24 protein-coding genes are annotated in these 25,428 nt (G+C 71.9%); 16 read left to right on the top strand and 8 right to left on the bottom strand.

Features of this window, described 5'->3' with window-relative positions; genetic code table 11:
* Positions 1–45 precede the first annotated feature (45 nt).
* The 6 genes from DEJ33_RS15495 (at position 46) to DEJ33_RS15470 (ending at position 8,355) form a co-directional block, all read left to right on the top strand.
* Positions 46–996 carry a carbohydrate ABC transporter permease gene (locus DEJ33_RS15495; RefSeq protein ID WP_111195460.1) on the top strand — a complete coding sequence of 317 codons (951 nt, stop codon included), beginning with the start codon at positions 46–48 and terminating at the stop codon, positions 994–996.
* 68 nt (positions 997–1,064) lie between these two features.
* Positions 1,065–1,895: a carbohydrate ABC transporter permease gene (locus tag DEJ33_RS15490; RefSeq protein WP_181437330.1), complete on the top strand. Its 831-nt coding sequence runs from the start codon at positions 1,065–1,067 to the stop codon at positions 1,893–1,895.
* A gap of 33 nt (positions 1,896–1,928) precedes the next feature.
* Positions 1,929–4,997 carry a glycoside hydrolase family 38 C-terminal domain-containing protein gene (locus tag DEJ33_RS15485; protein ID WP_111195459.1) on the top strand — a complete coding sequence of 1,023 codons (3,069 nt, stop codon included), beginning with the start codon at positions 1,929–1,931 and terminating at the stop codon, positions 4,995–4,997.
* A gap of 294 nt (positions 4,998–5,291) precedes the next feature.
* Positions 5,292–6,608 carry an ice-binding family protein gene (locus tag DEJ33_RS17015; protein WP_146242654.1) on the top strand — a complete coding sequence of 439 codons (1,317 nt, stop codon included), beginning with the start codon at positions 5,292–5,294 and terminating at the stop codon, positions 6,606–6,608.
* Between the two features lie 144 nt (positions 6,609–6,752).
* A complete protein-coding gene (locus DEJ33_RS15475; protein WP_111195458.1) occupies positions 6,753–7,499 on the top strand; it encodes a histidine phosphatase family protein in 747 nt (248 codons plus the stop codon).
* The gene (locus DEJ33_RS15470; protein WP_111078190.1) at positions 7,492–8,355 is read left to right on the top strand and encodes an NAD(P)H-hydrate dehydratase; all 864 of its coding nucleotides are present in this window, start codon (positions 7,492–7,494) and stop codon (positions 8,353–8,355) included. The genes DEJ33_RS15475 and DEJ33_RS15470 overlap by 8 nt, the downstream gene beginning before the upstream one ends.
* 163 nt (positions 8,356–8,518) lie before the next feature.
* Here DEJ33_RS15470 and DEJ33_RS15465 read toward each other — a convergent pair whose 3' ends face one another.
* Both DEJ33_RS15465 and DEJ33_RS15460 read right to left on the bottom strand, forming a co-directional pair.
* On the bottom strand, positions 8,519–9,373 hold the full coding sequence (locus DEJ33_RS15465; RefSeq protein ID WP_146242653.1) for a hypothetical protein: 855 nt from the start codon (positions 9,371–9,373) through the stop codon (positions 8,519–8,521).
* Between the two features lie 26 nt (positions 9,374–9,399).
* On the bottom strand, positions 9,400–9,837 hold the full coding sequence (locus DEJ33_RS15460; RefSeq protein ID WP_111195457.1) for a YdeI/OmpD-associated family protein: 438 nt from the start codon (positions 9,835–9,837) through the stop codon (positions 9,400–9,402).
* Positions 9,838–10,025: 188 nt separating this feature from the next.
* Here DEJ33_RS15460 and DEJ33_RS15455 point away from each other — a divergent pair, with 188 nt between their 5' ends.
* From DEJ33_RS15455 to DEJ33_RS15440, 4 genes are all read left to right on the top strand, one after another.
* Positions 10,026–11,168: an ABC transporter substrate-binding protein gene (locus DEJ33_RS15455; protein ID WP_111195456.1), complete on the top strand. Its 1,143-nt coding sequence runs from the start codon at positions 10,026–10,028 to the stop codon at positions 11,166–11,168.
* 5 nt (positions 11,169–11,173) lie between these two features.
* The gene (locus tag DEJ33_RS15450) at positions 11,174–12,169 is read left to right on the top strand and encodes an ABC transporter permease subunit (RefSeq protein ID WP_111195481.1); all 996 of its coding nucleotides are present in this window, start codon (positions 11,174–11,176) and stop codon (positions 12,167–12,169) included.
* A gap of 110 nt (positions 12,170–12,279) precedes the next feature.
* Complete coding sequence (locus tag DEJ33_RS15445; RefSeq protein WP_258378190.1) at positions 12,280–13,059, top strand: ABC transporter permease; 780 nt, start codon at positions 12,280–12,282, stop codon at positions 13,057–13,059.
* Positions 13,056–14,126 (top strand): ABC transporter ATP-binding protein, encoded by a 1,071-nt coding sequence (locus DEJ33_RS15440; protein WP_111078186.1) that lies wholly within the window; start codon positions 13,056–13,058, stop codon positions 14,124–14,126. The genes DEJ33_RS15445 and DEJ33_RS15440 overlap by 4 nt, the downstream gene beginning before the upstream one ends.
* Positions 14,127–14,185: 59 nt before the next feature.
* Here DEJ33_RS15440 and DEJ33_RS15435 read toward each other — a convergent pair whose 3' ends face one another.
* On the bottom strand, positions 14,186–14,665 hold the full coding sequence (locus DEJ33_RS15435; RefSeq protein ID WP_111078184.1) for an NUDIX domain-containing protein: 480 nt from the start codon (positions 14,663–14,665) through the stop codon (positions 14,186–14,188).
* Positions 14,666–14,739: 74 nt separating this feature from the next.
* On the opposite strand from DEJ33_RS15435, the gene nagB reads away from it, so the two are divergent.
* On the top strand, positions 14,740–15,525 hold the full coding sequence (gene nagB / locus DEJ33_RS15430) for a glucosamine-6-phosphate deaminase (protein ID WP_111078182.1): 786 nt from the start codon (positions 14,740–14,742) through the stop codon (positions 15,523–15,525).
* Between the two features lie 82 nt (positions 15,526–15,607).
* Here the strand turns inward: nagB and DEJ33_RS15425 are convergent, their stop codons facing one another.
* The gene (locus DEJ33_RS15425; RefSeq protein WP_111195454.1) at positions 15,608–16,777 is read right to left on the bottom strand and encodes a MalY/PatB family protein; all 1,170 of its coding nucleotides are present in this window, start codon (positions 16,775–16,777) and stop codon (positions 15,608–15,610) included.
* A 5-nt stretch (positions 16,778–16,782) separates the two neighbouring features.
* Positions 16,783–17,358 carry a TetR/AcrR family transcriptional regulator gene (locus DEJ33_RS15420; RefSeq protein ID WP_111195453.1) on the bottom strand — a complete coding sequence of 192 codons (576 nt, stop codon included), beginning with the start codon at positions 17,356–17,358 and terminating at the stop codon, positions 16,783–16,785.
* Positions 17,359–17,437: 79 nt separating this feature from the next.
* On the opposite strand from DEJ33_RS15420, the gene DEJ33_RS15415 reads away from it, so the two are divergent.
* Together DEJ33_RS15415 and DEJ33_RS15410 are read left to right on the top strand one after the other, a co-directional pair.
* Positions 17,438–18,328, top strand: coding sequence for an SDR family NAD(P)-dependent oxidoreductase (locus tag DEJ33_RS15415; protein WP_111195452.1), 891 nt, complete (start codon positions 17,438–17,440; stop codon positions 18,326–18,328).
* A gap of 108 nt (positions 18,329–18,436) precedes the next feature.
* A complete protein-coding gene (locus DEJ33_RS15410) occupies positions 18,437–20,902 on the top strand; it encodes a GH92 family glycosyl hydrolase (protein ID WP_258378189.1) in 2,466 nt (821 codons plus the stop codon).
* Between the two features lie 35 nt (positions 20,903–20,937).
* On the opposite strand, the gene DEJ33_RS15405 is transcribed toward DEJ33_RS15410, so the two are convergent.
* Positions 20,938–21,600 carry a peroxiredoxin-like family protein gene (locus DEJ33_RS15405; RefSeq protein ID WP_111195450.1) on the bottom strand — a complete coding sequence of 221 codons (663 nt, stop codon included), beginning with the start codon at positions 21,598–21,600 and terminating at the stop codon, positions 20,938–20,940.
* A gap of 184 nt (positions 21,601–21,784) precedes the next feature.
* On the opposite strand from DEJ33_RS15405, the gene DEJ33_RS15400 reads away from it, so the two are divergent.
* Complete coding sequence (locus tag DEJ33_RS15400; protein WP_258378188.1) at positions 21,785–22,675, top strand: DUF3761 domain-containing protein; 891 nt, start codon at positions 21,785–21,787, stop codon at positions 22,673–22,675.
* Positions 22,676–22,722: 47 nt separating this feature from the next.
* Complete coding sequence (locus tag DEJ33_RS15395; protein WP_111121471.1) at positions 22,723–22,953, top strand: hypothetical protein; 231 nt, start codon at positions 22,723–22,725, stop codon at positions 22,951–22,953.
* 72 nt (positions 22,954–23,025) lie between these two features.
* Here DEJ33_RS15395 and DEJ33_RS15390 read toward each other — a convergent pair whose 3' ends face one another.
* Together DEJ33_RS15390 and DEJ33_RS15385 are read right to left on the bottom strand one after the other, a co-directional pair.
* A complete protein-coding gene (locus DEJ33_RS15390; RefSeq protein WP_220034494.1) occupies positions 23,026–23,922 on the bottom strand; it encodes an NADP-dependent oxidoreductase in 897 nt (298 codons plus the stop codon).
* A 47-nt stretch (positions 23,923–23,969) separates the two neighbouring features.
* Positions 23,970–24,857 carry an NmrA/HSCARG family protein gene (locus DEJ33_RS15385; RefSeq protein ID WP_111195448.1) on the bottom strand — a complete coding sequence of 296 codons (888 nt, stop codon included), beginning with the start codon at positions 24,855–24,857 and terminating at the stop codon, positions 23,970–23,972.
* 70 nt (positions 24,858–24,927) lie between these two features.
* On the opposite strand from DEJ33_RS15385, the gene DEJ33_RS15380 reads away from it, so the two are divergent.
* Positions 24,928–25,410, top strand: a complete 483-nt coding sequence (locus DEJ33_RS15380; RefSeq protein ID WP_111195447.1) for a MarR family winged helix-turn-helix transcriptional regulator — start codon at positions 24,928–24,930, stop codon at positions 25,408–25,410.
* Positions 25,411–25,428: the final 18 nt, after the last annotated feature.

The raw sequence follows: 25,428 nt of genomic DNA, 5'->3' as shown, positions 1-25,428 counted from the left end.
TCCGTCCCCACTCATCACCGTGAGCTGTCCTGGAAGGCACCCAGCATGACCAGTACTCCCCTCGCGCCGGTGCTCCCGGCGCCCGGTGCGCCGAGACGCACCGACCCTCCCGTCCCGCGGAAGCGCAAGCCGCTCCGCAACGTCGGTCGGGCCGTCCCGCTCCTGCCGGCGCTCGTCCTGCTCGTGATCTTCCTGCTCGGCCCCGTCATCTCGTCGTTCTACGGGTCGTTCACGAACTCCGCCCTGACCGGCGCCGGCGCTGCCGACCAGCAGTTCGTCGGCATGCGGAACTACATCGAGCTGTTCCAGGACAAGGACTTCCCGAAGTCGGTCATCCTGACCGTGGTGTTCCTGCTCGCCTCGGCGGTCGTGGGACAGAACGTGCTCGGACTCGGTCTGGCGCTCCTCATGCGGTCGGCGAACAACGTCGTCCGCTCGATCGTCGGCACCTTCGTCGTCGCGGCGTGGGTCCTGCCCGAGATCGTGGCGTCCTTCGCGGCGTACGCGTTCTTCAACGACGAGGGCACACTCAACTCGTTCCTGGCGGTCTTCGGGATCACCGGTTCGAACTGGCTCTACACGTACCCGATGGTCGCGATCATCCTGGCGAACATCTGGCGCGGCACCGCGTTCTCGATGCTCGTCTACTCCGCCGCCGTGCAGGAGGTCCCCGAGGAGATCACCGAGTCCGCCGAGGTGGACGGCGCCACCGGGTGGCAGCGACTCGTCTACATCACGCTGCCGGTGATCCGCCGGAGCATCTCCACGAACCTCATGCTGACGACGCTGCAGACGCTGTCGGTCTTCACCCTCATCTTCGTGATGACCGGTGGCGGGCCGGGCACCAACTCCTCGACGCTGCCGATCCTGGCGTACCAGGAGGCGTTCAAGTTCTCGCAGCTCGGCTTCGGGACCGCGATCGCGACCATCCTGCTCGTGGTGGGGGCGGTCTTCTCGATCATCTACATCAGAGCGCTCAAGCCGGAGGTGGACTGATGGCCATCACAGCCCCGTCCCTCGACCAGACCACGACCCGTTCGATCACCGCGCCGGGGTCCCTGCACATGACCTCGCCCCGAGGTCGGACGATGCGGTGGGTGGCGAACGTCGTGCTGCTCGTCATCGCGGTCTGCTTCGCGGTGCCGCTCCTGTGGCTCGTGTTCGCCTCGCTCGACGCGCAGGCGTCGCTGTCGGTGAAGCTGCCGTCGCAGTTCACGCTGGACAACTTCACGACGGTGCTCACCCCGGAGCTGTCGTTCATCCCGCTCGGCAACAGCCTGCTGCTCTCCGGCGGGACGGCGGTCGTCACGGTCGTCGTCGCGATCCTCGCCGCGTACCCGCTGTCCCGGTACAAGATGCGTGTCAACAAGCCGTTCCTGTACAGCATCCTGTTCGGCACCGGCCTTCCGATCACCGCGATGATGGTGCCCGTCTACGCGCTGTTCGTGTCGCTCAACCTCATCGACAACATCTACGGCTGCATCTTCTTCCTCGCCGCGACCAGCCTGCCGATGGCGATCTGGATGGCGAAGAACTTCATGGACGCGGTCCCGATCTCGCTCGAGGAAGCGGCCTGGACCGACGGGGCGTCGATGTTCACGACGCTGTGGCGCATCGTCATCCCGCTGATGCGACCGGGCATCGCCGTGGTGTTCATCTTCGTGTTCATCCAGGCGTGGGGGAACTTCTTCGTCCCCTTCGTCCTGCTGCTCTCGCCCGACAAGGTGCCCGCCGCGGTGAGCATCTTCAACTTCTTCGGGCAGAACGGGGCGGTGGCCTACGGGCAGCTCGCCGCGTTCTCGATCGTCTACTCCGTGCCCGTCATCGCGCTCTACGTGCTCGTGTCCCGAGGCCTCGGCGGCGGCAACGCCCTCGCCGGCGGCATCAAGGGCTGACCGAACTCCGCCGCTGGGAAGGAACCCATCTCCATGCACCAGGACGAACCCCTCGTCGAGGCCCGGATCGCACGACTCGTGCGGGACCGCGTCGACCCGAACGTCCACCGCCGGGCATCGCCGGTCACGATCGAGGCGTGGCAGGTCCCGGACGAACCCGTGCCCTTCGCCGAGGCAGTGACCCAGCAGTACGAACCGTTCACCGTCGGCTCGCCGTGGGGCGGTCGGCCCTGGGGCACCACCTGGTTCCGTGTGACCGGCACCGTCCCGGCCGACTTCGGCACCGCCGAGGGCACCACTGCCGAGCTGCACGTCGACCTCGGGTTCACCAAGCGCCAGGCCGGGTTCCAGGCCGAGGGGCTCGCCTGGCGTCCGGACGGCTCCACGATCAAGGCCATCGAGCCGCGCAACGACAGCGTCCCGCTGCAGGTCGGACCGGGGGAGTCGTTCGAGCTGTACATCGAGGCCGGCGCCAACCCCGACATCGGCGGGGACTCGTTCCAGGGCGCCACCCCGCTCGGCTCCAAGCACACCGCGGGCGACGCCCCGATCTACCGGCTCCGCGCGCTCGAGGTCGTCGAACGGGACGACACCGTGTGGGAGTTGCAGCAGGACCTGTGGGTGCTCCGCGGGCTGATGGCGGAACTGCCGACCGACGGCACCCGCGGTGCCGACGTCCTCCGGGTGCTCGAACGGGCCGCGGACGCGCTCGACCCCGACGACGTCGCCGGGACCGCCGCCGACGCCCGTGCCGTCCTGGCCGGGGCGCTCGCCGTACCCGCCAGCGGCTCGGCGCACCGCGCGATCGCCGTCGGACACGCCCACATCGACTCCGCCTGGCTCTGGCCGGTGCGCGAGACCAAGCGCAAGTGCGCCCGGACCTTCTCGAACGTGCTCGACCTGATGGACCGTGATCCCGACTTCACCTTCGCGTGCTCGTCGGCGCAGCAGTACGCGTGGATGCGCGACGAGTACCCCGAGGTCTTCGCGCGCATCAAGCAGCGCGTCGCCGAGGGCAGGTGGATCCCGGTCGGCGGCATGTGGGTCGAGTCCGACACGAACCTGCCCGGCGGCGAAGCCCTGGCCCGCCAGTTCGTCGCCGGCAAGCGGTTCTTCCTCGAGGAGTTCGGCGTGGACACCCCCGAGGCATGGCTCCCCGACTCGTTCGGCTACACGGGCGCGCTGCCGCAGATCGTCCGGGCCGCCGGATCGAAGTGGTTCGTCACGCAGAAGCCGTCGTGGAACGAGACGAACGTCATCCCGCACACCTCGTTCCTCTGGGAGGGCATCGACGGCTCCCGCGTCCTCACCCACCTGCCGCCGGCGGACACGTACAACTCGGACGTCTCGCCCGCCGACCTGCACCGTGGGGAGCGGAACAACAAGGAGCGCGGCGTCGCGAACACCTCGATGCTGCTCTACGGCTTCGGCGACGGCGGCGGCGGTCCCACCCGCGAGATGGTCGCCGCCGCACGCCGGCAGCACGACCTGGACGGCTCACCCCGGGTCGAACTCGGGACACCGGCACAGGTGTTCGAGGAGCTCGAGCGCGCCCTGCCCACCCCCGGTGTGTGGTCCGGCGAGATGTACCTGGAGTTCCACCGCGGCACCTACACGTCACAGATCCGCACCAAGCAGGGCAACCGCCGCTCCGAGCACCTGCTCCGCGAGGCCGAACTCTGGGCGACGACGGCCGCGGTGCGCCTCGGTCGGGAGTACCCGTACGACGCGCTCGAGTCGGCCTGGCACACCGTGCTCCTGCAGCAGTTCCACGACATCCTGCCCGGCTCGTCGATCGCCTGGGTCTACGAGAACGCCGAGGCCGAGTACGCCCGCGTCGCCGCGGTGCTCGAGGAGCTGATCGGCACCGCGACCACGGCCCTCGCCACCGGTGGTGCGGGTCCGGACAGCGGCGCGGACCGGCCGGGAGGCTCACCCTCCGCCGCCTCGCACGTCCGGTTCAACGCGTCCCCGGTCCCCGCCGACGGGGTCCGGGCGCTGGGAGCCGTGCCGGTCGACGCGGCGCGCGCCGTGCCTCCCGTCCGCGACGGCGACCGCTTCGTCTTCGACACCGGCGTCGTCGTCGCCACCGTCGACGCCGGCGGACACGTCGTCTCGCTCGTCGACCGTGGCACCGGCCGCGACGCCGTCGCGCCGGGGGAGGCCGCCGCCGAGTACACCGTCTTCCGCGACACGCCGAACCAGTGGGAGGCGTGGGACATCGACCGCGCGTACCAGCGGCACGGGTCGGTGCTCGCCGCGACGAGCGTGACGGTCGAGGGGGACGCACTCGTCGTGGTCCGCCCGTTCGGTCGCTCCACCGTCACCACCCGCTACACGGCGACCGAGGGGCAGCCGGAGCTCGTCGTCGAGACGGAGGCCGACTGGCACGAGCAGCAGAAGCTCCTCAAGCTGTCGTTCCCGCTCGACCTCAAGGCCGACCAGGCCTCGAGTGAGATCCAGTTCGGGCACATCGACCGGCCGACGCACCAGAACACGTCGTGGGACTTCGCCCGGTTCGAGACGAGCGCCCACCGCTGGGTGCACGTCGCCGAGCCGGGGTTCGGCGTCGCGATCGCCAACGACTCGACCTACGGGCACGACGTCACACGGCGGACCCGTGCAGACGGTGGCACCACGACGCAGGTGCGCGAGTCGCTGGTGCGCGGGCCGAAGTTCCCCGACCCCGAGGCCGACCAGGGCCACCACGTGTTCCGGACCGTGCTGCGGGTCGGTGCCTCGGTGCTCGACGCGGCTGACTCCGGGTACCGGCTCAACCTGCCGGTCCGTGCCGTGCCGGGCGACCGTGTCGTGGAGCCGCTCGTCACGGTGTCGTCGCCGCAGGTGTTCGTCGAGGCCGTGAAGCTCGCCGAGGACCGCTCCGGCGACGTCGTCGTGCGCCTGTACGAAGCACTCGGCGGCCGGGCGACCGACGTCGGTGTCGACTTCGGCTTCGCCGTCGCCGGGGTCACCCGGGTCGACCTGCTCGAACGAGGGCTCGACGACGGAGCCGGAACCCCCGTGCAGTGGGACGACGGGACGCCCGTGGTCCTGACCATGCGGCCCTTCGAGCTCGTCACCCTGCGGGTCCGGCGGGCGTAGACGTCGGGTCGACGCGAGACCGCGGCGTCGGGCGAGGCTCTGGGTGCACTCGTCCGGCGCCGCTCGTGCGGGGGGTACGGCGGCCCGTCGCCACGCCCACCCCACTACTGGGGGTGCGGACGCGCCTGGGATCGCCTTCCAGACTGCTCAGGCTGGGAGTCCGGCGGGTAGACAGAGCGTTTTCAGGCGATCGCCCCTGATCAGAGCGCCTGGAGTGCATACTGCGACGACGGAGATCATGCGCCCGTCGTCGACGATCGCACTGTGCCTCTCCCTCTCAGTCAGGTGCCTCCCATGGCGACGTCCCCGTTCCTCCGCAGAGTCCTGACGGGTGGTGCCGCGCTCGGCCTCGCAGCGTCCCTCGTCCTCATGGCGTCGTCCGGTGCCTCCGCCGCGACCGAGATCGACGGGCCCGTCAAGCTCGGGGCCGCTGCGACCTACGGGGTGCTCGCCAGCCAGGCCATCACCAACACCGGACCGACCGTCGTCAACGGCGACCTCGGCGGACCCCCCAGCTCCAAGATCAGCGGGTTCGGTGGACTGCCGAACGGCCTGGTCACGGGCACCGTCCGCACCCCGACCGAAGCCGCGCTCGCGCAGCAGGACGCCCGGAACGCCTTCAACGTCGCGGCCTCCCTCACGCCGAGCGGCGTCGACGTCAGCGACCTCGACAACGTCGGGACGCTCGTGCCGGGCGTCTACTCCGGTGGCGCGCTCAACCTGTCGGACAACAACACGCTCACGCTGAACGGCAACGCCCAGTCGACCTGGGTGTTCCAGGCAGCCTCGTCGTTGGTCGTCGGGACGAACACGCGGATCCTCATCACCGGTGGGGCGAGCTCGTGCAACGTGTTCTGGCAGGTCGGCAGCTCAACCACCATCCAGACCAGCTCGCAGTTCCAGGGCACCGTCCTCGCGAGGACGTCCGTGACCGCGGTCACCGGCGCGACCGTCCAGGGCCGTCTGATCGCGCTCGACGCCGCCGTGACGCTCGACACGAACACGATCACCCCGGCGCAGAGCTGCCCGCCGCCCACGACGCCCACCCCGACCGTGGCACCCTCGATCACCTCCGGCACGCCGACGGCCGCGACCACCGGCCGGCCCTACAGCTACACCGTGACCGCCACCGGGACGCCGACGCCGACCTTCACCGCGACGGGGCTGCCCGCCGGTCTGACGATCGACAGCACCACCGGGGTCATCTCGGGCACCCCGACCGCCACGGGTTCCTCGACCGTGACGATCACCGCCTCGAACGGCACCGGACCGGCCGACACCCAGGTCGTCACGGTCCGCGTCGTGGCGCCGACGCCCACCCCGACGCCGACGCCCACCCCGACGCCGACCCCGACGCCGACCACTCCGGTGCCCTCGCCGACGCCCACCACCCCGGCACCGACACCGACCGCTGGCACGCCCGCCGGCACGACCCCGACCGACAGCCCGACCACCGCAGGCGTGGTCTCCGGCAACGGCCGGACCCCGACCGGAACGCTGGCCTTCACCGGAAGTGACCCGACGGTCCCGCTCGGCATCGCCGGAGTGTTGCTGGCTGCCGGCATCGGCCTGACCGTCGTCGCCCGCCGTCGTCGCGCAGCCCGCGTCTGACGCCGGGTCAGACCACCCGCACCACGCACGGCACCGCTCGTCTCCGGACGGGCGGTGCCGTGTGCTGTCCGCCGTGTCGTGGGTGGCCGCCCAATGGCGCCCGCCCGTGAACCGGTCCAGCGCCTCCCGGCTAGCGTCACGACCATGGCCGTCACCGAGATCTGGCTCGTCCGTCACGGCGAGTCCACCGCGAACGTCGCAGCAGCCGAGGCCGATGCCGCGGGCGCCGACGTCATCGAGGTCGACCACCGGGACGCCGACGTCCCGCTGAGCCCCCTCGGCGAGGAGCAGTCCCGGGCGCTCGGTGCCGAACTCGCCGATCGCGGGGTCGACGACGTGCCCGTCGTGCTCTGGGTCTCGCCCTACCGTCGAGCGCAGCAGACGATCGGCATCGCGCTCGAGGCCGGCGGCCTCACCGAACCCCCGCGCCGCGTCGACGAACGGCTGCGTGACCGGGAACTCGGCGTCCTCGACCGGCTGACCCGCACCGGGTCTGCGAACCTGCACCCCGACGAGGAGCAGCGGCGCCAGTGGCTCGGCAAGTACTACCACCGGCCGGCCGGCGGCGAGTCCTGGGTCGACGTGATGCTCCGACTGCGCACGCTCTTTGCCGACGTCGACCGCATCGCGGACGCCGAGCGTCTCGTGATCGCCGCCCACGACGCCGTCGTCATGCTCGCCATCGCCGTGTGCCTGGACCTCGACGAGCCCGAACTGATGGCCTTCGCGGAGGACCACACCGTCGCGAACGCGTCACTCACCCGACTCCGCCGCGACGCACTCGGTGCCCCGTGGACGCTCGAGGAGTTCTCCGGCACCGGACACCTCGACGAGGACCCGGACGCGGCCGTCACCGAACACGAAGGTCGGAAGGACGACGCCCGTGTCTGAGCCCATCCCCGTCACCCCGAACCTGCTCCGCGAGTGGTCCCTGCCGGAGGTCGGCGGCAGCAAGTACGGCCGCGGCCAGGTGCTCGTCGTCGGTGGCGCCGCGAAGACCCCCGGCGCGGCGATGCTGTCCGCGACCGCAGCCCTCCGTGTCGGCGGTGGACGCCTGACGCTCGCCGTCGCGGGCAGCGTCGCACCACACGTCGCCGTCGCCCTGCCCGAGTCGGGCGTGCAGCCCCTCGCCGAGGACGAGGGCGGCCACGTGGCCGTCGGCGCGATCCAGAGCCTGACGGACGACCTGGCAGCCGCCGACGCGGTGCTCGTCGGCCCGGGGCTCGACGAACCCGAGGGGAGCCGCGACCTCGTCGCCGGACTCGCCGCGGCCGTCGGCGACGAGACGGTCGTCGTGCTCGACGCCTTCGCGCTCGGGGTCGCCGCAGACCTGGTGGACGAACTCGCCCCGCTGCGCGGCCGACTCGTGATGACGCCGAACTCCGGCGAGGCCGAACGGCTGCTCGGCCGGGACTGCTCGGACGACCACACCGACGCGGCGGAGATCGCCGAGCGTTTCGGGGCGGTCGTCTCCCTCGGCGGGATCATCGCCGCCCCGGACGGTCGGGCGTGGGCGAAGGGCACCGGCGCCGGGGGGCTGGGGACCAGCGGCAGCGGGGACGTGCTCTCCGGCGCGATCACCGGGCTGCTCGCCCGCGGCGCCGACGTCGCGCAGGCCACGGTCTGGGCGACGCAGGTGCACGCCGCCGCGGGGGACCGCCTGGCGGTGCAGGTCGGACCGATGGGCTACCTGGCGAGCGAACTGCTCGGCGAGATCCCACGCGTCCTGGTCGAGTTCGGCGCCTGAGGCGGCGTCCACCGCGTTGGCAGGTGGCGACGATGCTGGTACCGTTCCAAGCAGGAGATCGGTGCAGGCCGCTTCCGGATCACGACCGGAATCCCCACAGAAACGCGGAGACCCAGGTGCAAGTCCTGGCACGTAGCTCAACGAGTAGAGCCCCGTTTTGCCTTCAGCCGTCGCGGCGACGAGCGAGTTCGGACTCGACCTCGGCGCGGGCGAGCCTGAGTGGCCCGTAGTGATGACGGGCGAACCCATGGCACTTCCGTAGCACCGTGGCAGCATGCCCCGCTTGCGGGTGCTCGGTCAGGGCGTCCTCGACCGCCTCACGGATCCAATGGTCTCGTGGAAGCCCGAGCTGCAGCAGACCGTTGCACGCTCGATCGATCGCCTTGGTGACGGCGAGCGCCAGCAGCATCTCCCCGTGGCCCAGTCGGAGTACGTCGCCCTTCGCCAGCCGTGTGGGATCGCTCCCCGAGGCCTTCGTCCAGGCCAGCACCGCGGCCGGGGAGAGGGCGGACACGGCGTCCACGAGACCCTGGTCCACCCGACCGCCGTCGTGGATGACCGCGTTCCGCATCCTGCGCAGGACCGCCAACTGTTCGAGAGGGAGGCCGTCGATGCGCGACCCGCACGCCTGCTGCAGTGCCTCGTGCTGCCCGGCCGACGGCGTCTCTCGAGCGCGTCGGCGTGAGACGAGCCCGGCGTCTGCAGCCATGCCCAGACAGGTCTTCAGGGAGTCCTCGTGGAGCGCAAGGACGTAGGCGATGCTCATCGCGCCGAGGTGGACGTCGGCCTCGGCGAGGATGTCGCTCGCTGCCTCGGCCGTGAGGTTGAAGCGGCGGATGTGCGGCACGTTCGGGTACACCTCGGGCAGGAGCCGGTCAGAACCGCGGTTCAGCTGGAGGAGGTGGTTCGAGAGCTGTGCGCCTGCGAGGAGCCCCATGAGGGCGTTGCTGGCTTCGACTCGGAGGGCTTCGTAGCGGCGGTAGGCGCGGAAACGGACCACCCCGAGCGGTACTGGCATGTGGTACATCATGCCAGTCGACCCAGTCACCCGCGGAGCGACTCCACGGCCTTCGCGACCCGCCGCGCGCGGGTCTCCGGCGCCTTCGCCTGCGTCACCGGGTCGACGAGCGCCCGCTGCCGTGACGCCGACAGCGTGTCGAACGCGGCGCGGACCCCGGCGGCTGTGAGCGCCTGGTCCAGGTCGTCCGCCACGTCCACGGTCCGCGGCAGGGTGTCCACCTCGAGCGACACCGTCACGGTCTGCCCAGCGACGATGCCCGAGGCCGTCCGGTGCTCCGCGGACAGCGGGACGAGGGCCTGTCCGCCCATCACGCCGACCGTCGAGCGGTAGGTGTAGCCACCGTCGATGGTGACCACGACGGCCGGGCGCCCGCCGGAGCCCAGCGCCTCGATCACCTCGGGCGGGACGGGCAGGCCGGTGGCGTTGACCCGCGCCTGCAGGACGGTCGTCGTGAACTCCATGCGGGCCTCCCGGCTGCTCGATCACCGGCGGACCGAGATCACGCAGAACCGTACAGGCGCACGCGCTGTTCTGCCACCGTTCACCGTTCGAGCACGGACCGGAAACCGGCCGCGTCCACGATCGTCCCGACCGGCGCTCCCAGCCGGACCGGCCCGACGGGTCGGACCCGAACACGGAAGGCTTCCCCGTGCAGTACAAGCGCACCCTCACCGGCCTGGCATTCGCCGCAGCGGCCGTCGTCACCCTCGCCGGTTGCTCGGCCACGAGCTCCGCCTCGACGAGCAGCGGCGACGCGAGCTGGAAGACCGCCACGAGCGCCGAGGGCGCGGGCGGCATGGACGCCCTGGTGAAGGCCGCAAAGGCGGAGGGGCAGCTCAACGTCATCGCGCTCCCGCCGAGCTGGGCGAACTACGGCAAGATCATCGACGGCTTCACGGAGAAGTACGGCATCAAGATCAACTCCGCGAACCCGAACGGGTCGAGCGCCGACGAGGTCGCCGCTGTGAAGTCACAGAAGGGCCAGTCGACGGCTCCCGACGTGCTCGACCTCGGCAACGCCGTGCTGCAGCAGAACCTCGGGCTGCTGACGGACTACAAGGTCGCGAACTGGAGCGACATCCCCACGGACCTGAAGGAGAAGGACGGCGCCTGGACCCGCGACTACACGGGCCTGATGTCGATCGGCTACGACTCGTCGAAGATCACGGACGCACCGGAGGACCTGAACGACCTGCTCGGCGCCGAGTACAAGGGCAAGGTCTCGATCGCCGGTGACCCCACCCAGGCGAACCAGGCCGCCAGCGCGGTCTACCTCGCGGCGCTCGAGAACGGCGGCTCGGCCGACGACATCAGCAAGGGCATCGACTACTTCGGCGAGCTCAAGCAGGCCGGCAACTTCCAGAACGTGTTGCCGACGCAGGCCACGGTCGCCTCGGGTGAGACCCCGGTCGTCGTCCAGTGGTCCTACAACAACCTGGCCTGGGGCCCGGCAGCCGGCGCGAGCGGCAACGAGCACTGGAAGACCGTCGTCCCCGAGGGGCAGGCGCTCAGCTCGTACTACTCGCAGGCGATCAACAAGGACGCCCCGCACCCCGCGGCCGCCCGCCTGTGGCAGGAGTACATCGCCAGCCCCGACGCCCAGAACCTGTACCTGCAGGCCGGAGCGTTCCCGTCCACCCTCGCCGCGCTCCAGGAGTCGGGCAAGGTCGACGAGGACGCGCTGCAGGCCGCCGGTGGCGCACCGAAGAACTCGGTCGAGCTGACCGACGCGCAGGTGACCGCGGCCGCGAAGGTCCTGGCGGCCGAGTGGTCGTCCACGATGGGCTCCTGAGCAGCATGACCACCGCATCGGCCCCCGGCACCGCGGGGGTGCCCGCCGCCGGGGTCCCGGCCGCGACGCTCGTCACGAGCGAGCAGGCGACCGCGACCCGCGCGGGCACGCAGGCCGATGCCACCGCCCGCCGCGGCGCCGGACCCCGTGTCCGGCGCCGCGGCGGCGTCGCGTGGCTCGGCCTCACCCCGTTCGCGGCGTACATGCTGCTCTTCCTCGCCGTGCCGGCGCTGATCGCCGTCGGTTCCGGGTTCTTCGACGCGTCGGGCCACCCGACGCTCGCGAACCTGGCCGCGCTCGGCGACCCCAGCGTGCTGCGGGCCTTCGGTGGCTCGTTCGGGCTGTCCGCGGCCTCGGCCGTGATCGGCGCGGTGATCGGTGCGCTCGTGTGCTGGGCGCTCGCCGCACTCCGCCCGGACGGGATCGTCCGGTCGATGATCGACTCCGCCGCCAGCGTGCTGGCCCAGTTCGGCGGTGTGATGCTCGCCTTCGCGTTCATCGCGACGATCGGCACGCAGGGACTGGTCACGGCGTGGCTGGTGTCCACCTTCCACTGGGACCTCAACGCCGACGGCGCCTTCCTCTACACGGTGCCCGGCCTGGTGATCCCCTACGTGTACTTCCAGGTACCGCTCATGGTCCTCACCTTCATGCCCGCACTCGAGGGCGTCAAGACGCAGTGGGGCGAGGCCGCGGCGACGCTCGGAGCATCGCGCGCCACCTACTGGCGTCGCGTGGCGCTGCCCGTGCTCGCGCCAGCGTTCTGGGGATCGCTGCTGCTGCTGTTCGCGAACGGGTTCTCGTCGTTCGCGACCGCCGCCGCGCTCATCTCGCAGGGCGGCATCGTCCCGCTGACGATCCGCGCGCAGCTCACCAGCGAGACGATCATCGGCCTGCAGAACGTCGCGGGCGTCCTGGCCCTCGGCATGGTCGTCGTGATGGCGGTCGTCATGACGGCGTACTCGCTGCTGCAGCGCCGAGCGGCCCGGTGGCAACGATGAGCGCGGGAGCGCCGGCACGTCCGGCACGTCCGGTACGTCCCGCTCGGACTGGAGGCCCGGCCCGCGTCCCACAGTTCGGCGCGGCCCCGTCACGGGGCACCGCAGCGGTCGTGTTGGCCGTCGTCGGACTCCTCTTCGCCGTGCCGCTGGCCGCGCTGGCCCAGTTCACGTTCCGCCGGGGCACCGACGGCAGCCTGAGCACGGCGCACTACAGGGCCCTGGCGGACCCGGCGAACGCGGGCACCTACCAGCCGGTCTTCGACGGCCTCGGGGCCTCGCTGGTCATCGCGGTCATCGCCGTCGCGATCGTCCTGCTCGTGCTCCTGCCCGCACAGGTCATCACCGCCCTGCACCACCCGCGGCTCCGACGCATCCTGGAGTTCGTCTGCCTGGTGCCGATCACGGTGCCGGTGGTCGTCCTCGTCGTCGGGTTCGTGCCCGTCTACCAGGTCGTGGCCCAGCTCTTCGGGTCCGGCGCCTGGACGCTCTCCTTCGCCATCGGCGTCGTCGCGCTGCCGTTCGCCTTCCGTCCGATCTCCGCCGCGATCACCGCGATGGACCTCATCACGTTGACCGAGGCCGCTCGATCCCTCGGCGCCTCGTGGTGGACGGTGACCTGGCGGGTGCTCCTGCCGAACCTGCGACGGGGGATCCTGGCCGCGTGCTTCCTCACGATCACGGTCGTCCTGGGCGAGTACACCCTGGCGTCGTTCCTCTCCCGCACCACCTTCCAGACGGCACTGCTCCTCGTGCAGGGGACCGACCCGTACGTCGCGGCGATCTTCTCGCTCGGCGCGCTGGTGTTCGGCTTCCTGCTGCTCGTCGCCATCGGCCGGATCGGTCGGCGCCGCACGCGTGTCCGTCGTCCCCACCGCAAGGACCCCGCATGACCACCACTGCACCCGCCGCCCTCGCGTCCCTGTCGGGCACCGGCGCCGTCGTCGAACTCGAGGCGGTCGAGAAGCGCTACGGCGCCCACCGGGCACTCGCCGGGTTGTCGCTGCGCGTCGAGCCGGGGGAGTTCGTGTCGCTCCTCGGCCCCTCCGGCTGCGGCAAGACGACCGCGTTGCGCGCGCTCGCCGGGCTCGAGGCGATCGACGCCGGTGCCATCCGCATCGACGGCGAGGACGTGGCGAACACCCCCGCGAACAAGCGCGACATGGGGATGGTCTTCCAGCAGTACTCGCTGTTCCCGCACATGACCGTGCGGCAGAACGTGGCGTTCGGCCTCGAGATGCGCAGGGTGCCGTCGTCCGAGCGGAAGTCCCGGGTCGTCGACGCGCTCGACATGGTGCACCTCGCCGACTTCGCCGATCGGTTCCCGCACCAGCTCTCCGGTGGGCAGCAGCAGCGCGTGGCACTTGCCCGCGCGCTCGTCACCCGCCCCCGCGTGCTGCTCCTCGACGAGCCGCTGTCCGCCCTCGACGCCAAGGTGCGGGTGTCCCTCCGCGAGGAAATCCGCCGTATCCAGTCCGACCTCGGCATCACCACGGTCTTCGTCACGCACGACCAAGAGGAGGCGCTCGCCGTGTCCGACCGGATCGCGGTGATGAACGCGGGCGACATCGAGCAGATCGGGACGCCCGAGGAGCTCTACCGCTCCCCGTCGTCGGCGTTCACGGCGGACTTCGTCGGGCAGTCGAACCGACTCGGCGGTGACCTGCGCGGCGGCGACGTGTTCGTCTACGGTTTCCGGGTCCCCGCACTCGACCTCACCGTGGCGGACGGTCCCGTGCTCGCCTACGTCCGACCGGAGGACATCGCGTTCGCTCCCGAGGGCGTCACCGGCACCGTCGTCTCCTCGAGCTTCCTCGGCTCGATCCGGCGCACCACGGTCCGGCTCGACGACGACACCATCGTCACGGTCCAGCACGAGGTCGGCGACCGACGCGCGTCCGGTGACCCCGTGGCGGTCCGGCTGCTCGGCGCTCCGGTGGCGGTGGCACCCGTCTCCTGATCGCAGCCGTCTCCTGACTGCAGGGGACGCGGCGCGGGTGGGGCGTGCCTCCCGTCCGGTCAGCGCTCGAAGCGCGCCGCGACCTCGTCCGCCAGGACCGCGTCGACCCGTCGGCGCATGTTCTCGGGCATGTCCGGGAGGCTCGTGACCGGTGCCCAGAACGCCTCGGTGTTCTCGCCGTCGGCCGGGTACGGGTCCCCCGACACCCAGCGGCAGGCGAAGACGAGGTCCATGTACTGCGCCCGGTCGCCGTTCGGGTAGGTCATCGGTTCGAGCGTCTGCACCCACGCGAGGCGCTCGGCGACGGCGACGACGTCGGCCTCCTCGAGGACCTCGCGCTCGGCGGCCACGGCGGGTTCCTCACCGGGATCCACGATGCCGGTGACCGGGGTGAGCGCGCCGTTGTCGGCGCGGCGGACGACGAGGAGTTCGCGGTCGTCGCCGTCGCCGCGGGTGACGACCGCGGTGACGCCGGTGAGCCAGAGCAGCTCGGTGCCGACCTTCTCGCGCAGGGACAGGACGAAGTCGGGGGTGGGCATGCCGCCACGCTACCCGGGTCGCCCGGAGCGTCCGAACCCTGTCGCCCACTGGTCATGACCAGTAGGCTGACCGTGTGGAGATCATCATCCTGCCCACTCCGGCGGAGGTCGGTCGCGTCGCCGCGGCCAAGATCGCGTCGGTCGTCACGGAGAAGCCGTCCGCGGTCGTCGGACTCGCCACGGGGTCGAGCCCCGAGGGCATCTACGCCGACCTGCGTCGTCGTGTCGAGGCCGGCGAGCTGTCGTTCGCGCAGGCCCGCGGGTTCGCGCTCGACGAGTACGTCGGCATCCCCCTCGAACACCCGGAGTCGTACGCCAGCGTCATCGCCCGCGACGTCGTCGGGCCGCTCGGCTTCGACCCGACCCGGGTCCGTGTGCCGGACGGCCGTGCCGGGGACCTGGCGTTCGCCGCGAAGGAGTACGACGCCGCGATCCGAGCCGCCGGCGGTGTCGACGTGCAGATCCTCGGCATCGGCGCGAACGGGCACATCGGGTTCAACGAGCCGACGTCCTCGTTCGCGTCCCGGACCCGCATCAAGACCCTCGCGCCGTCCACACGCGAGGCGAACGCCCGGTTCTTCGACTCGCCCGACCAGGTGCCGACGCACTGCATGACGCAGGGGCTCGGCACGATCCTCGAGGCCCGCGAGCTCGTCCTCGTCGCGCAGGGTGCGGCGAAGGCGGACGCGGTCGCCGCCGCGGTCGAGGGGCCGCTGAGCTCCTTCGTCCCGGGCTCCGCGCTGCAGCTGCACGAGCACGCCACGGTCGTCGTCGACGAAGAGGCCGCCGCGGGCCTCCGTCTCGCCGACTACTACCGCTACACGTACGCCAACAAGCCGTCCTGGCAGCGCTTCGAGTAGCCCCCCCGCAAAACGCAACGTCGGCGGTTGCTCGCAGCGGTGTTCCGTTGCGTGCAGCCGCCGACGTTGCGTTCCGCGGGGGTCAGACGGCGGCAGCCAGGCGGGACAGCCCCTCGCGCAGGCTCTCCTCGGAGCAGCCGAAGTTCAGCCGGGCGTGCCCGATGCCCTGCCGTCCGAAGTCGCGACCGTTCGACAGCGCCACCTTCGCCTCGTCCACCAGCCGGAGGGCCGGGTCGTCGCCCCACGGCAGCGCCCGGAGGTCGAGCCACGCCAGGTACGACGCCTGCGGCTGTCGGTAGCCGGCACCGGGCAGCGCTGTCCCGAGCTCCTCGGCCAGGATCCGCCGGTTCGCCTGCAGTTCCGCCAGCAGTGACGCCAGCCAGGGACCGCCCTCGGAGAACGCGGCGACGCTCGCGGTGTAGCCGAGGATCCCGGTGCGCTCGACGACCTCGGTCGGCATCCCGTCGAACCACGTCCGGGCCCGGTCGGAGGCACCGATCATGAGCGCGCACTTGGTGCCGGCCAGGTTCCACGCCTTGCTCGCACTGGTCAGGGCGACGCCGACGGCCGCGGCCTCGGGGCAGGAGTCGAGGAACGGCGTGAAGGTCGCATCGGCGTGGACGAGCGGCGCGTGGATCTCGTCGGAGACCACCACCGCGTCCCACTCCGCCGCGAGCCGTGCCAGTGCGGCGAGGGACTCGCGGTCGTGCACGAGCCCGAGGGGGTTGTGCGGGTTGCAGAGCAGCACCGTGCGGGCACCCTCGGCGAACGCCTGCCGCACCCCGTCCAGGTCCATCCGCCAGCCCGCCGTGGTGCTGTAGGGGTCAGCGGTGCCCGACGGCGCCAGGAGCGGGACCTCGGTCACCGAGCCGCCGGCCTCGGTGACGTACTCCCAGAACGGCGCGTAGACCGGGGGCATCACGACGACCTGGTCGCCCGGCTCGATGACCCGCCGCAGGGTCTCGACCGCGGCGACCGACACGTCCGTGGTCGTCCGGACCAGGTCGGGATCGACCTGCCAGTCCCACCGGTCGGCCGCGAAGTCCGCGAACGCCTCCGGGAGCGCGCGGCCGTGCCCCACGTAGCCGGTGTCGCCGTCGGTGACGGCTCGGACCATGGCGTCCCGCACCGGTTCGGCGAGGGCGCAGTCCATCTCGGCGACGAACATCGGCAGCACCTCCGGCGGGTAGGCCGTGTACTTCTCGCTCGTGCGGGTCCGGGAGGCATCGAACACGGAGACCATGACGCTCATGCTGGTCATCCTCGCAGGGGACGCAGCCCGGTGAGCAGGATCTCGACGTACCGGTCCGGATCCGCGACGGTGACCCCGCCCGCGGTGGCTGCCTCCCGCATCCCGCAGACCAGGCGGCGGACGTCGTCCGGCCCGACGTCGCCGCGGACGACACCGGCGGCGGCACCTCGTTCGAGCAGTTCCCCGACAGCGGCGACGAGGTCCCCGGCCAGCGCCATCGTGTCCGCGCACGAGAACCGCCCGCTCGTCAGCAGGTCCCCGAGCGCTGCGTCGTCGACCAGTCCCCGGAAGGCCTCGGTCACGACCCCGCGGACGGCCGCGTCGACGTCCGGGAGCTCGACCGCGTCGCGCACCCGGTCGAGCATCGCCTCGAAGGCGTCGATCGCGAGCGCCTCCAGCAGGTGCTGCTGGGTGGGGAAGTGCCGGTAGGCGGTGCCCACGCCGACACCGGCCTCCCGCGCGACCGCGTTGAGCTGCGTGGACTCGCCCCGCTCGAGGTGCTCCCGCGCGACTGAGAGCAGGGCCGCGCGGTTGCGCAGGGCGTCGGCGCGCAGGGAGTCCGGACGAGCGAGGTCGGTCATTCGGACAGTGTATCCGCTTGTGCTACCGTTCCGGATAGATCATCCGATTGACCGAGCAAGCGACCGACCAGGAGCCCCCATGCAGTCCTTCGACTGGGAACCCGACCAGATGCCGGACCAACACGGCAGGACGGTCGTCGTCACCGGCGCGACCGGCGGACTCGGCCTCGCCGTCGCCACGCGGCTCGCCGCCGCAGGAGCGCGCGTCGTCGCCGGGGTCCGCGACGTCGACAAGGCGGCCCGCGTCCTGCCCTCCGGTCTGGAGGCCGGGCTCGTCGACACCGCGTCCGTCGCGTCCGTCACGGCGTTCGCCCGGCACCTCGCCGAGGACGGCATCGTCGTCGATGCCCTGGTCAACAACGCGGGGGTCTCCGCGCCCGCCTTCGCGCTCGGCGTGGACGGGCTCGAGCGGACCTGGGCGACGAACGTCGTGGGACCGGCGGCGCTCGCCGACGCGATGCTGCCGGTGCTCGGCGGTCCGTCGCCGCGCGTGGTCCTGGTCGGCTCGAACTTCTCGCAGCGGACCTCCCGCGTGCCGGACCTCGACGCCGTGGGGGATGCGGCCGCCTACCGCCAGCTCGCCGCGTACGTCGCCTCGAAGACCGCGGCGGCCGCCCTCGCGGTGGACCTCGGGGAGCGGCTGCGGGCATCGGGCTCCCCGGTCCGGTCGGTGATCGCGCACCCGGGCGTCGCCGCCACGGGCATGATCGGCCAGACGGAGACCCTCCGCGCGCGGCTCGGGGGAGCGGTGGCACGGCTGTTCGCCCGCACGCCCGACGACGGCGCGCGTTCGATCCTCTGGGCAGCGACGGCTCCGGACGTCGAGGAGGGCTCCTTCGTCGGCCCCGGTCTGCGTCGGTCCGACCGACGACTGCACGTCGTCCCGGTCCGTGGCGCCGCCGCCGACCCGGCCTTCCGGTCACGCGTGCGCACATTGGTCGAACAGGCCGTCGACCGCACCCGCGCCTGACAGCGGATCGACGTGAGCGCGGAGCGGACCCTGCCTGGACGTGAACACCGGGCGACCGCTCGGTGACCCGGCGCACGTCCCTCATCCGAGGGGGCTAGCGTCGCGGACGTGACCAGTCCTCGCGTGCACCGTCGCCCGCTCCTTCGTCCGTTCCCGCTCGCCGCGGCCGCCACGATCGCCGCGCTGCTCGGCACGGGGGTGGTCGCCTCCCCGGCCACGGCGGCCCCCGCGACCGACCAGGCGGGGGCGACCACGGCCTCCCGGCCGGTCACCGACCCCGCAGCATCCGTGGACCCGTTCATCGGGACCAGCCATGACGGCAACACCTGGCCGGGTGCGACCGCGCCGTTCGGGATGCTGCAGTGGAGCCCGACCGGAACGAAGGGCGACCAGACCTCGACCCCGGTCGCGAACGGCTACTCCTACGACGTCAACCGCCTGCGCGGGTTCAGCCTGACGCACCTCAACGGCGCCGGTTGTGCTCCGGGAGCCGCGGGTGACGTGCCGATCATGCCGATCACGACGGCGGTCACGACCTCGCCCTCGGCTGACTCGACCGACGCCGTCTACGCCGCGGGGTACTCCCACGACCAGGAGTCCGCGAGCCCCGGCCGCTACGGCGTCCAGCTCGACAACGGCGTCCGCACCGACCTCGCGGTCACCACGCGTGCCGGCATCGGCGAGTTCGCCTTCCCCGCCGGCAAGGACGCGAACCTGTTGTTCCGCACCTCGAACTCGATCAACGGCAGCGAAGCCGCCGACACCCGCGTCGACGCCCGGACCCGCACGGTGAGCGGCAGCGTCCTGACCGGCGGCTTCTGCAGCCGTCGCGGCAACGGCGGCGGCGCGACCAACCCGGACCGTCGCAGCTACTTCCGCCTCTACTTCACCGCCACCTTCGACCGCGACTTCACGAGCACCGGCACCTGGAAGGACGGCACCGTCCAGCCGGGAGGCACGCGCGCCTCCGGCGGGGAGGGCTACCTGACCGGGGCCGACCGTGCCGGACGCGGCTCCGGTGCATGGGTCGGGTTCGACGCGCGTCGCGGTGCCACCGTGCACGCGAAGATCGGCATCTCGTACGTCAGCGCCGCGGGTGCGGTCGCGAACCGCGATGCCGAGGTGCAGCGGCACGCGACGGTCGCCAGTGTGGCGGCGGGGACACGGGCCTCCTGGAACCGCGAACTGTCCCGCATCCGGGTCGGCGGCGGCACGGCTGACCGGACCACGCAGCTCTACACGTCGGTGTACCACGCGCTCATGCAGCCGAACACGCTGAACGACCGCGACGGTCGGTACCTCGGGCCGGACATGCGGGTGCACCGCATCGACCGTGGGCACGCGGCGGTCTACGGCACGTACTCCGGGTGGGACCAGTACCGGGCGCAGATCCAGCTGCTCGCCCTGCTCCGACCGGACGTCGCCGGGGACATGGCCCAGTCGATGCTGCGGTTCGCCCAGCAGAACGGCGGCATCTGGGACCGGTGGCTGCACCTCGGTGCCCCGACCCACGTGATGACCGGTGACCCCTCGGCGGCGACGCTCGCCACCTGGTACGCGATGGGCGTCCGGAACTTCGACGTCCAGGCCGCGTACCAGTCGCTCAAGCGGCAGGCGACGGTGGAGAACGCGGACGCCGAGAGCGACATCGGCTGCCCGGGGCAGTGCCTCGCGCAACGACCGGCACTCGACGAGTACCTCCAGCGGCAGTACGCCGCGAACGACGACTGCTCGTGCTGGGGTGGGGCCGCCGCGACGCTCGAGGACTCGATCTCCGACAGCGCGCTCGGCTCCTGGGCGGGATCCATGGGGCTGCGCTCCGACGCCCGGATGTTCGCGGAGCGCGGGACGTACTGGAAGAACACGTTCAACGCGGCCGTCGGGTACCAGGCAGCGCGCCAGGCGGACGGGTCGTGGACGCCCGGGTGGTCGCCGTCCACCGGGACCGGCTTCGCGCAGGGGACCAGCGCGCAGTACACGTGGCTCGTGCCGCAGGACGTCAGCGGGCTCTCCGCCGCGCTGGGTGGCGACGCCGCCGCGGTGGCCCGACTCGACGCGTTCTTCCACGACGCCGCGGGGAACTTCGCGGTGACCGGCGGCGACGCGACGAAGTTCGACCCGACGAACGAGCCCGACATCCACACCCCGTGGATGTACAACGCGCTCGGACAGCCCTGGAAGACGCAGGAGACCGTGCGCCGTGTCGTCGACGACGCCTACGGCACCGGGCCCGGCGGGCTGCCGGGGAACGACGACCTCGGGACGATGAGCGCCTGGTACGTCTTCGCCTCGATCGGACTCTTCCCGCAGACGCCGGGCCGTGCCGAGATGCTCATCGGCAGCCCGACGTTCAGCACGGTCGACATCCGGCGGTCGAGCGGCCAGCGGATCGTCATCCGGTCCTCGGGCACCGAGCAGTACGTGCAGGGCGCACGGCTCGACGGTCGGACCCTGACGAAGTCGTGGGTGCCGGCGTCCTTCGTGAACCGGGGTGGCACGCTGTCGCTCCGGGTCGGGAGCATCCCGGACACGAAGTGGGCGACCGCGCCGCGGGACCGGCCGCAGGACCGGTAGGCGCCTCCTGCCGGATCGCGGTCACCCCCCCCTCGCTAACCAGCGACGCGGGTGACCGCGGCCAGGATCTCCGAGACCTCGGTCCGGGTGGTGTAGTCGACGTGCACGTCAGCGAACCGCACCACCCGTTCCCCGTCGACCAGGAACACCGAGGGGAACGGGATCTGCGCGGTGTCGTCGGCGTTGCTGTCCGCGACGTCGAAGCCGAGCGAGGTGTGCGCCTCCCGTGCGGACGGGCTCGGCGCGGTGACGATGCCGAGCGCGGCCGCGAGCACGTTGCCCGGGTCCGAGAGCACCGCGAACGCCAGCTCGCCATTCGCGATCGCGAGCTCCGAGCCCTCCGGAGTCTGCGGCGAGATCGCGATCAGCCGCACCCCGCGGGCATCGAGTTCCGGCAGCAGGTCCTGCTGGTAGGTCCGCAGCGTCAGGTTGCAGTACGGGCACCAGGCGCCGCGGTAGAAGACGACGACGCCCGGGTCGCCTCCGAGCTCAGCGGCCAGTGAGGTCGACGCCCCGCTCGGCGTCAGCAGCGTCGCGTCCGGTACGTGGGTCCCGACGTCAGCGGCACCGCTCGGCACCCCGGCTGTTCGCAGTTCGGCCTGCTCCTCGTCGAAGACCGCGCTGAGCTCGCGGCCGATCTGTGCGGCGAAGCCGTCGGTGAACGTCGCGACCTGCTCAGCCAGGGACTGCTGGGGCATCGGGGCTCCTCTGGGGGGTCCCGGCGGCGGGTCCGCCGGTGCCCGGAGCCTATGCAGGGCGGTCGGGACATCGCCGGCGGGACGTCACGCAGAGTCACGAGCCACATCCGGCCCCCCGAAGTGGGTCTCCGGGGGACGTCCGTGGCGCAACAGACTTGTGCAGTTCTCACTTCCAAGGAGTGTCGTGTCCATTCGTTCCACCCGGGGCTCGCAGGCGAGCCCGCGTCCCCGCCGCCGGATCCCACTCACGACCTGGATCGGTGTCGTCGGCACGATCCTGGTGGCACTCATCGGGCTGGCCTCGAGCGGCCCCTGGGGCATGGTGATGATGGCCGCGTTGGTGGTGCTGGTGACCGCCGTCTACGGCGTCCTCTTCCGCCGGACCACCTGGCTCCGCCTGCCGCGCAAGCGCAGCGTCGCGGCTCTCGGCACCGGAATCGCCTTCCTCGTCATGATGGGCTCCGGCGCAGCGTTCGGGGCCACCCATCCCACGACGGAGACCGCTCCGCGGCCACTGGCGGCGGTCGCGGACGTTTCGGCGTCCTCGCGACCGGTCTCCACGCCGACGCCTGAACCGACCCGGAGCGGCTCACCGACCCCGACACCGACAGCGACCCCTACACCGACACCGGTCGTCACCACCCGGACCGTCACGGAGACGGTGGCGATCCCGTTCACGTCGACCACGGCCCAGAGCGCGACCGCGGCGAAGGGCACGAGCGCGGTGACGACCGCTGGGGTCAACGGCGTCGAGACGAAGACCTGGACGGTCACGTCCACGGACGGTGTGGAGACCGGTCGCACGCTCGTGAGCGACGACGTCACGACGGCACCGGTCACGCAGGTGACGACGGTCGGCACGTACGTCGCGCCTCCTGCTCCCGCCCCAGCTCCGGCGACGACCTGCACGAACGGGACGTACGTCAACAGCGCCGGAGCCACCGTCTGCCGACCGGAGGTCTCGTCGAGCGCGCCGAGCGGTGCCACCGCGAAGTGTGGAGACGGCACCTACAGCTTCAGTCAGTCGCGCCGGGGCACGTGCTCACGGCACGGCGGCGTCGCAGTCTGGCTCTGACCGGCGGGATCGCCGCCACTGCGCCGCCGAGCACTAGTGTTCGTGGCATGCAGCGTCGTCGTCCCATCGCCCTCGTCGGCATGATCCTGCTCGCCTGCGGGCTCGTGATGGTCGTGCTCGGCGGGTTCAGCAACGCGGCCGGTCCGGCGGGCGACGCGGACATCGGTGCGGGCGCGCTGATGCTGGGCGGGACGGTCGTCGGCGCGGTCGGACTCGTCGTGTGGGCAGTGCAGGGTGTCCTCGCGCAGCGCCGCGCGACCCGCGACCAGGGCCGCTGACGCGAAGCCCACGGTGACGACTGGTCTGTCGTCGTCGCCCTCGCGGACCGGCCGGTCCGGAGCCCCGTCGAGCTACGGGACGACCACGAGCTTCCCGATCGTGTGACCGCCCTCCGCTGCCCGGTGCGCGGCGGCAGCCTCGTCCAGTGCGTACCGGCGCTCGATCTGCAGTGTGAACCCGGGGAGCGCCGCGGCTTCCGCGAACCCGTCGCGGGGATCGGTCGTCCGCCCGGCGCCGGTCGAGACACGGGCACCGAGCGCCGGGGCGGTGAAGTCCGAGATCGAGATCACCTTCCGCGGGTCGCCGACCAACGCGACGAGGTCGGCGATGACTCCGGCTCCGGACAGGTCGAGCGCACCGTCCACACCCTCCGGCGCGACCGCCCGGACGCGGTCGACGAGTCCCACGCCGTAGGTGACGGGCGTGGCCCCGAGCCGGGCGAGGTACGGGTGGTTCTCGACGCTGGCGGTGCCGACGACCCGGAGGCCACGGGCGCGGGCGAGCTGGACGAGTGCTGAGCCGACCCCGCCGGAGGCGCCGCTGAGCAGGACGGTGCCCTCGTCGACGGCGAGTTCGGTGAGGAGCCGGTGGGCGGTCTCGACCGCGACACCCCATCCGCCGGCCATGACCGGATCGACACCTGCAGGCACCCTGGCCCACTGCGTCAGGACCGCCTGCTCGGCCAGGGTGTCCCGGCCGGTGCCGAAGACGAGGTCGCCGGGGGCGACGTCGCCCACCGACGTGCCGACCCGGAGGACCGTGCCGGCAGCGTCGAACCCGGTGCCGCTCGGGGCGGCGAGCGCGGCGCCGCCGGCCATGGAGCCGGAGCGGATCTTGGTGTCGATCTGGTTGACCCCGGCGCCGGCGACCCGGACGAGCACCTCGCGGGGACCGGGACGGGGTGCGTCGATCTCGACGACACCGAGCACGTCGGGTGCCCCGTAGGTGGTGAACTGCACTGCTCGCATGGTCGGGTCCTCAGGTCGGGGTGGGATGACGGGGTGGTGGCGCGGGGTCAGGAGTCCCGGGTGGGGCCGGCGGTCTCGAGCCACTGGGCGAGCGTCCACGTGGTCGGGGCGATCCGGCGGACCTGCTCGAGGTCGGCCTGGTACGCGGGCGTCTCGGCGAACCACCGGAACATCGCCTGCATGTCGTCCTGTCCGTCCAGGACCGCCAGGGGCAGGGCCTCGTACCGGGTCGGCGTGCCGGTCTGCTCGGCGAAGGCCGCGGCGATCTCGCTCCCGGTCAGGGCGTCCCCGGCGATCTCGATCTCGGCGGGGACTGCTGTCGGGTCGAGCAGCGCGGTGGCCGCGATCGCGCCGACGTCGCGGGTCGCGATCATCTGCAGCGGGATCCCGTCGGGGAACGGCAGCCGGAGCACGAGGGTGCCGTCCTCCCGGGTCGGTGCGAACGCGTGGAAGTTGTCCGTGAAGAACACCGGCCGGACCACGGTCACGTGGAGCCCCAGCGTGGCGAGGTGCTGCTCGACGCGGTACTTGGACTCGAAGTGCGGGACGTGGGAGTCGCGCTCCGCGCCGCCCACGGAGCTGAAGACGACGCGCGGCACCTGCGCGGTGGCGGCAGCGTCGGCGAGTGCGATGCCCTGCGCGGTCTCGCCCTCCGTGTCGGGCTGCTGCATGCCTCCCGGGGGCGTCGTCATGAACCAGAACGCGTCCACGCCCTGCAGTGCGGTCACCAGGGACGACGGGTCGTGGACGTCGATCTGCGCGAGTTCGACACCGCGTCCGGCGAGGGCCGTCGCCTTCTCCGAGGTCGTGTCCCGCAGGAGTGCGCGGACCCGGGCGCCCGCCGCGAGCAGGGCATCGGTGACGGCACCGCCCTGACTGCCCGTGGCGGCGAAGACGGCGATGGTCGGCGTGGTCGATGTGGTCTGGGTGCTCATGGTTGACTCCTTCGTGGTCGGTCTCGGTCTCAATCATTAGCCGGCTAAGAACATTCCCGGAAGGTGTGCGATGGACCACGCGGAAGACTCACAGCCGATCCCGGCACCGGCCGTCGTGCCGATCAGCTCGTTGATCCCGGCCGTGGCGAAGTCACACCGGAAGCTCGCCGGCTCGTTGCTGCAGGACCTGGGTCTCGCCGCCGGCCAGGAGTTCGTGCTGATGCTCCTGTGGCAGGTGTCACCGCAGTCGCAGGCGGACCTGACGCGGCAGCTGATGGTGGAGCCGCCGACCAGTGCGAAGGCACTGGCCCGGCTCGAGAACCTCGGGCTGGTCACCCGTGAACGCTCCGGGTCCGACCGTCGCGTGCTCCTGGTGTCCCTGACCGATGCCGGGCGGGCGCTCGAAGCGCCGGTCATGGCCGTGTGGGCGACCCTCGAGGCGGTGACGACCGCGGGACTGGACCAGGCCGAGCAGGACCAGCTCAGGGGTCTCCTGGCCCGGCTCGACGCCTCGCTGGCAGCTGCACCCGAGCACCGGGCCGCCGGGCACTGACGTCCGGGCGGGCGGGCG

The sequence above is a fragment of the Curtobacterium sp. MCPF17_047 genome, assembly GCF_003234045.1.
Lineage (GTDB): Bacteria > Actinomycetota > Actinomycetes > Actinomycetales > Microbacteriaceae > Curtobacterium.
This window is presented reverse-complemented; position numbering and strand designations above follow the sequence as displayed.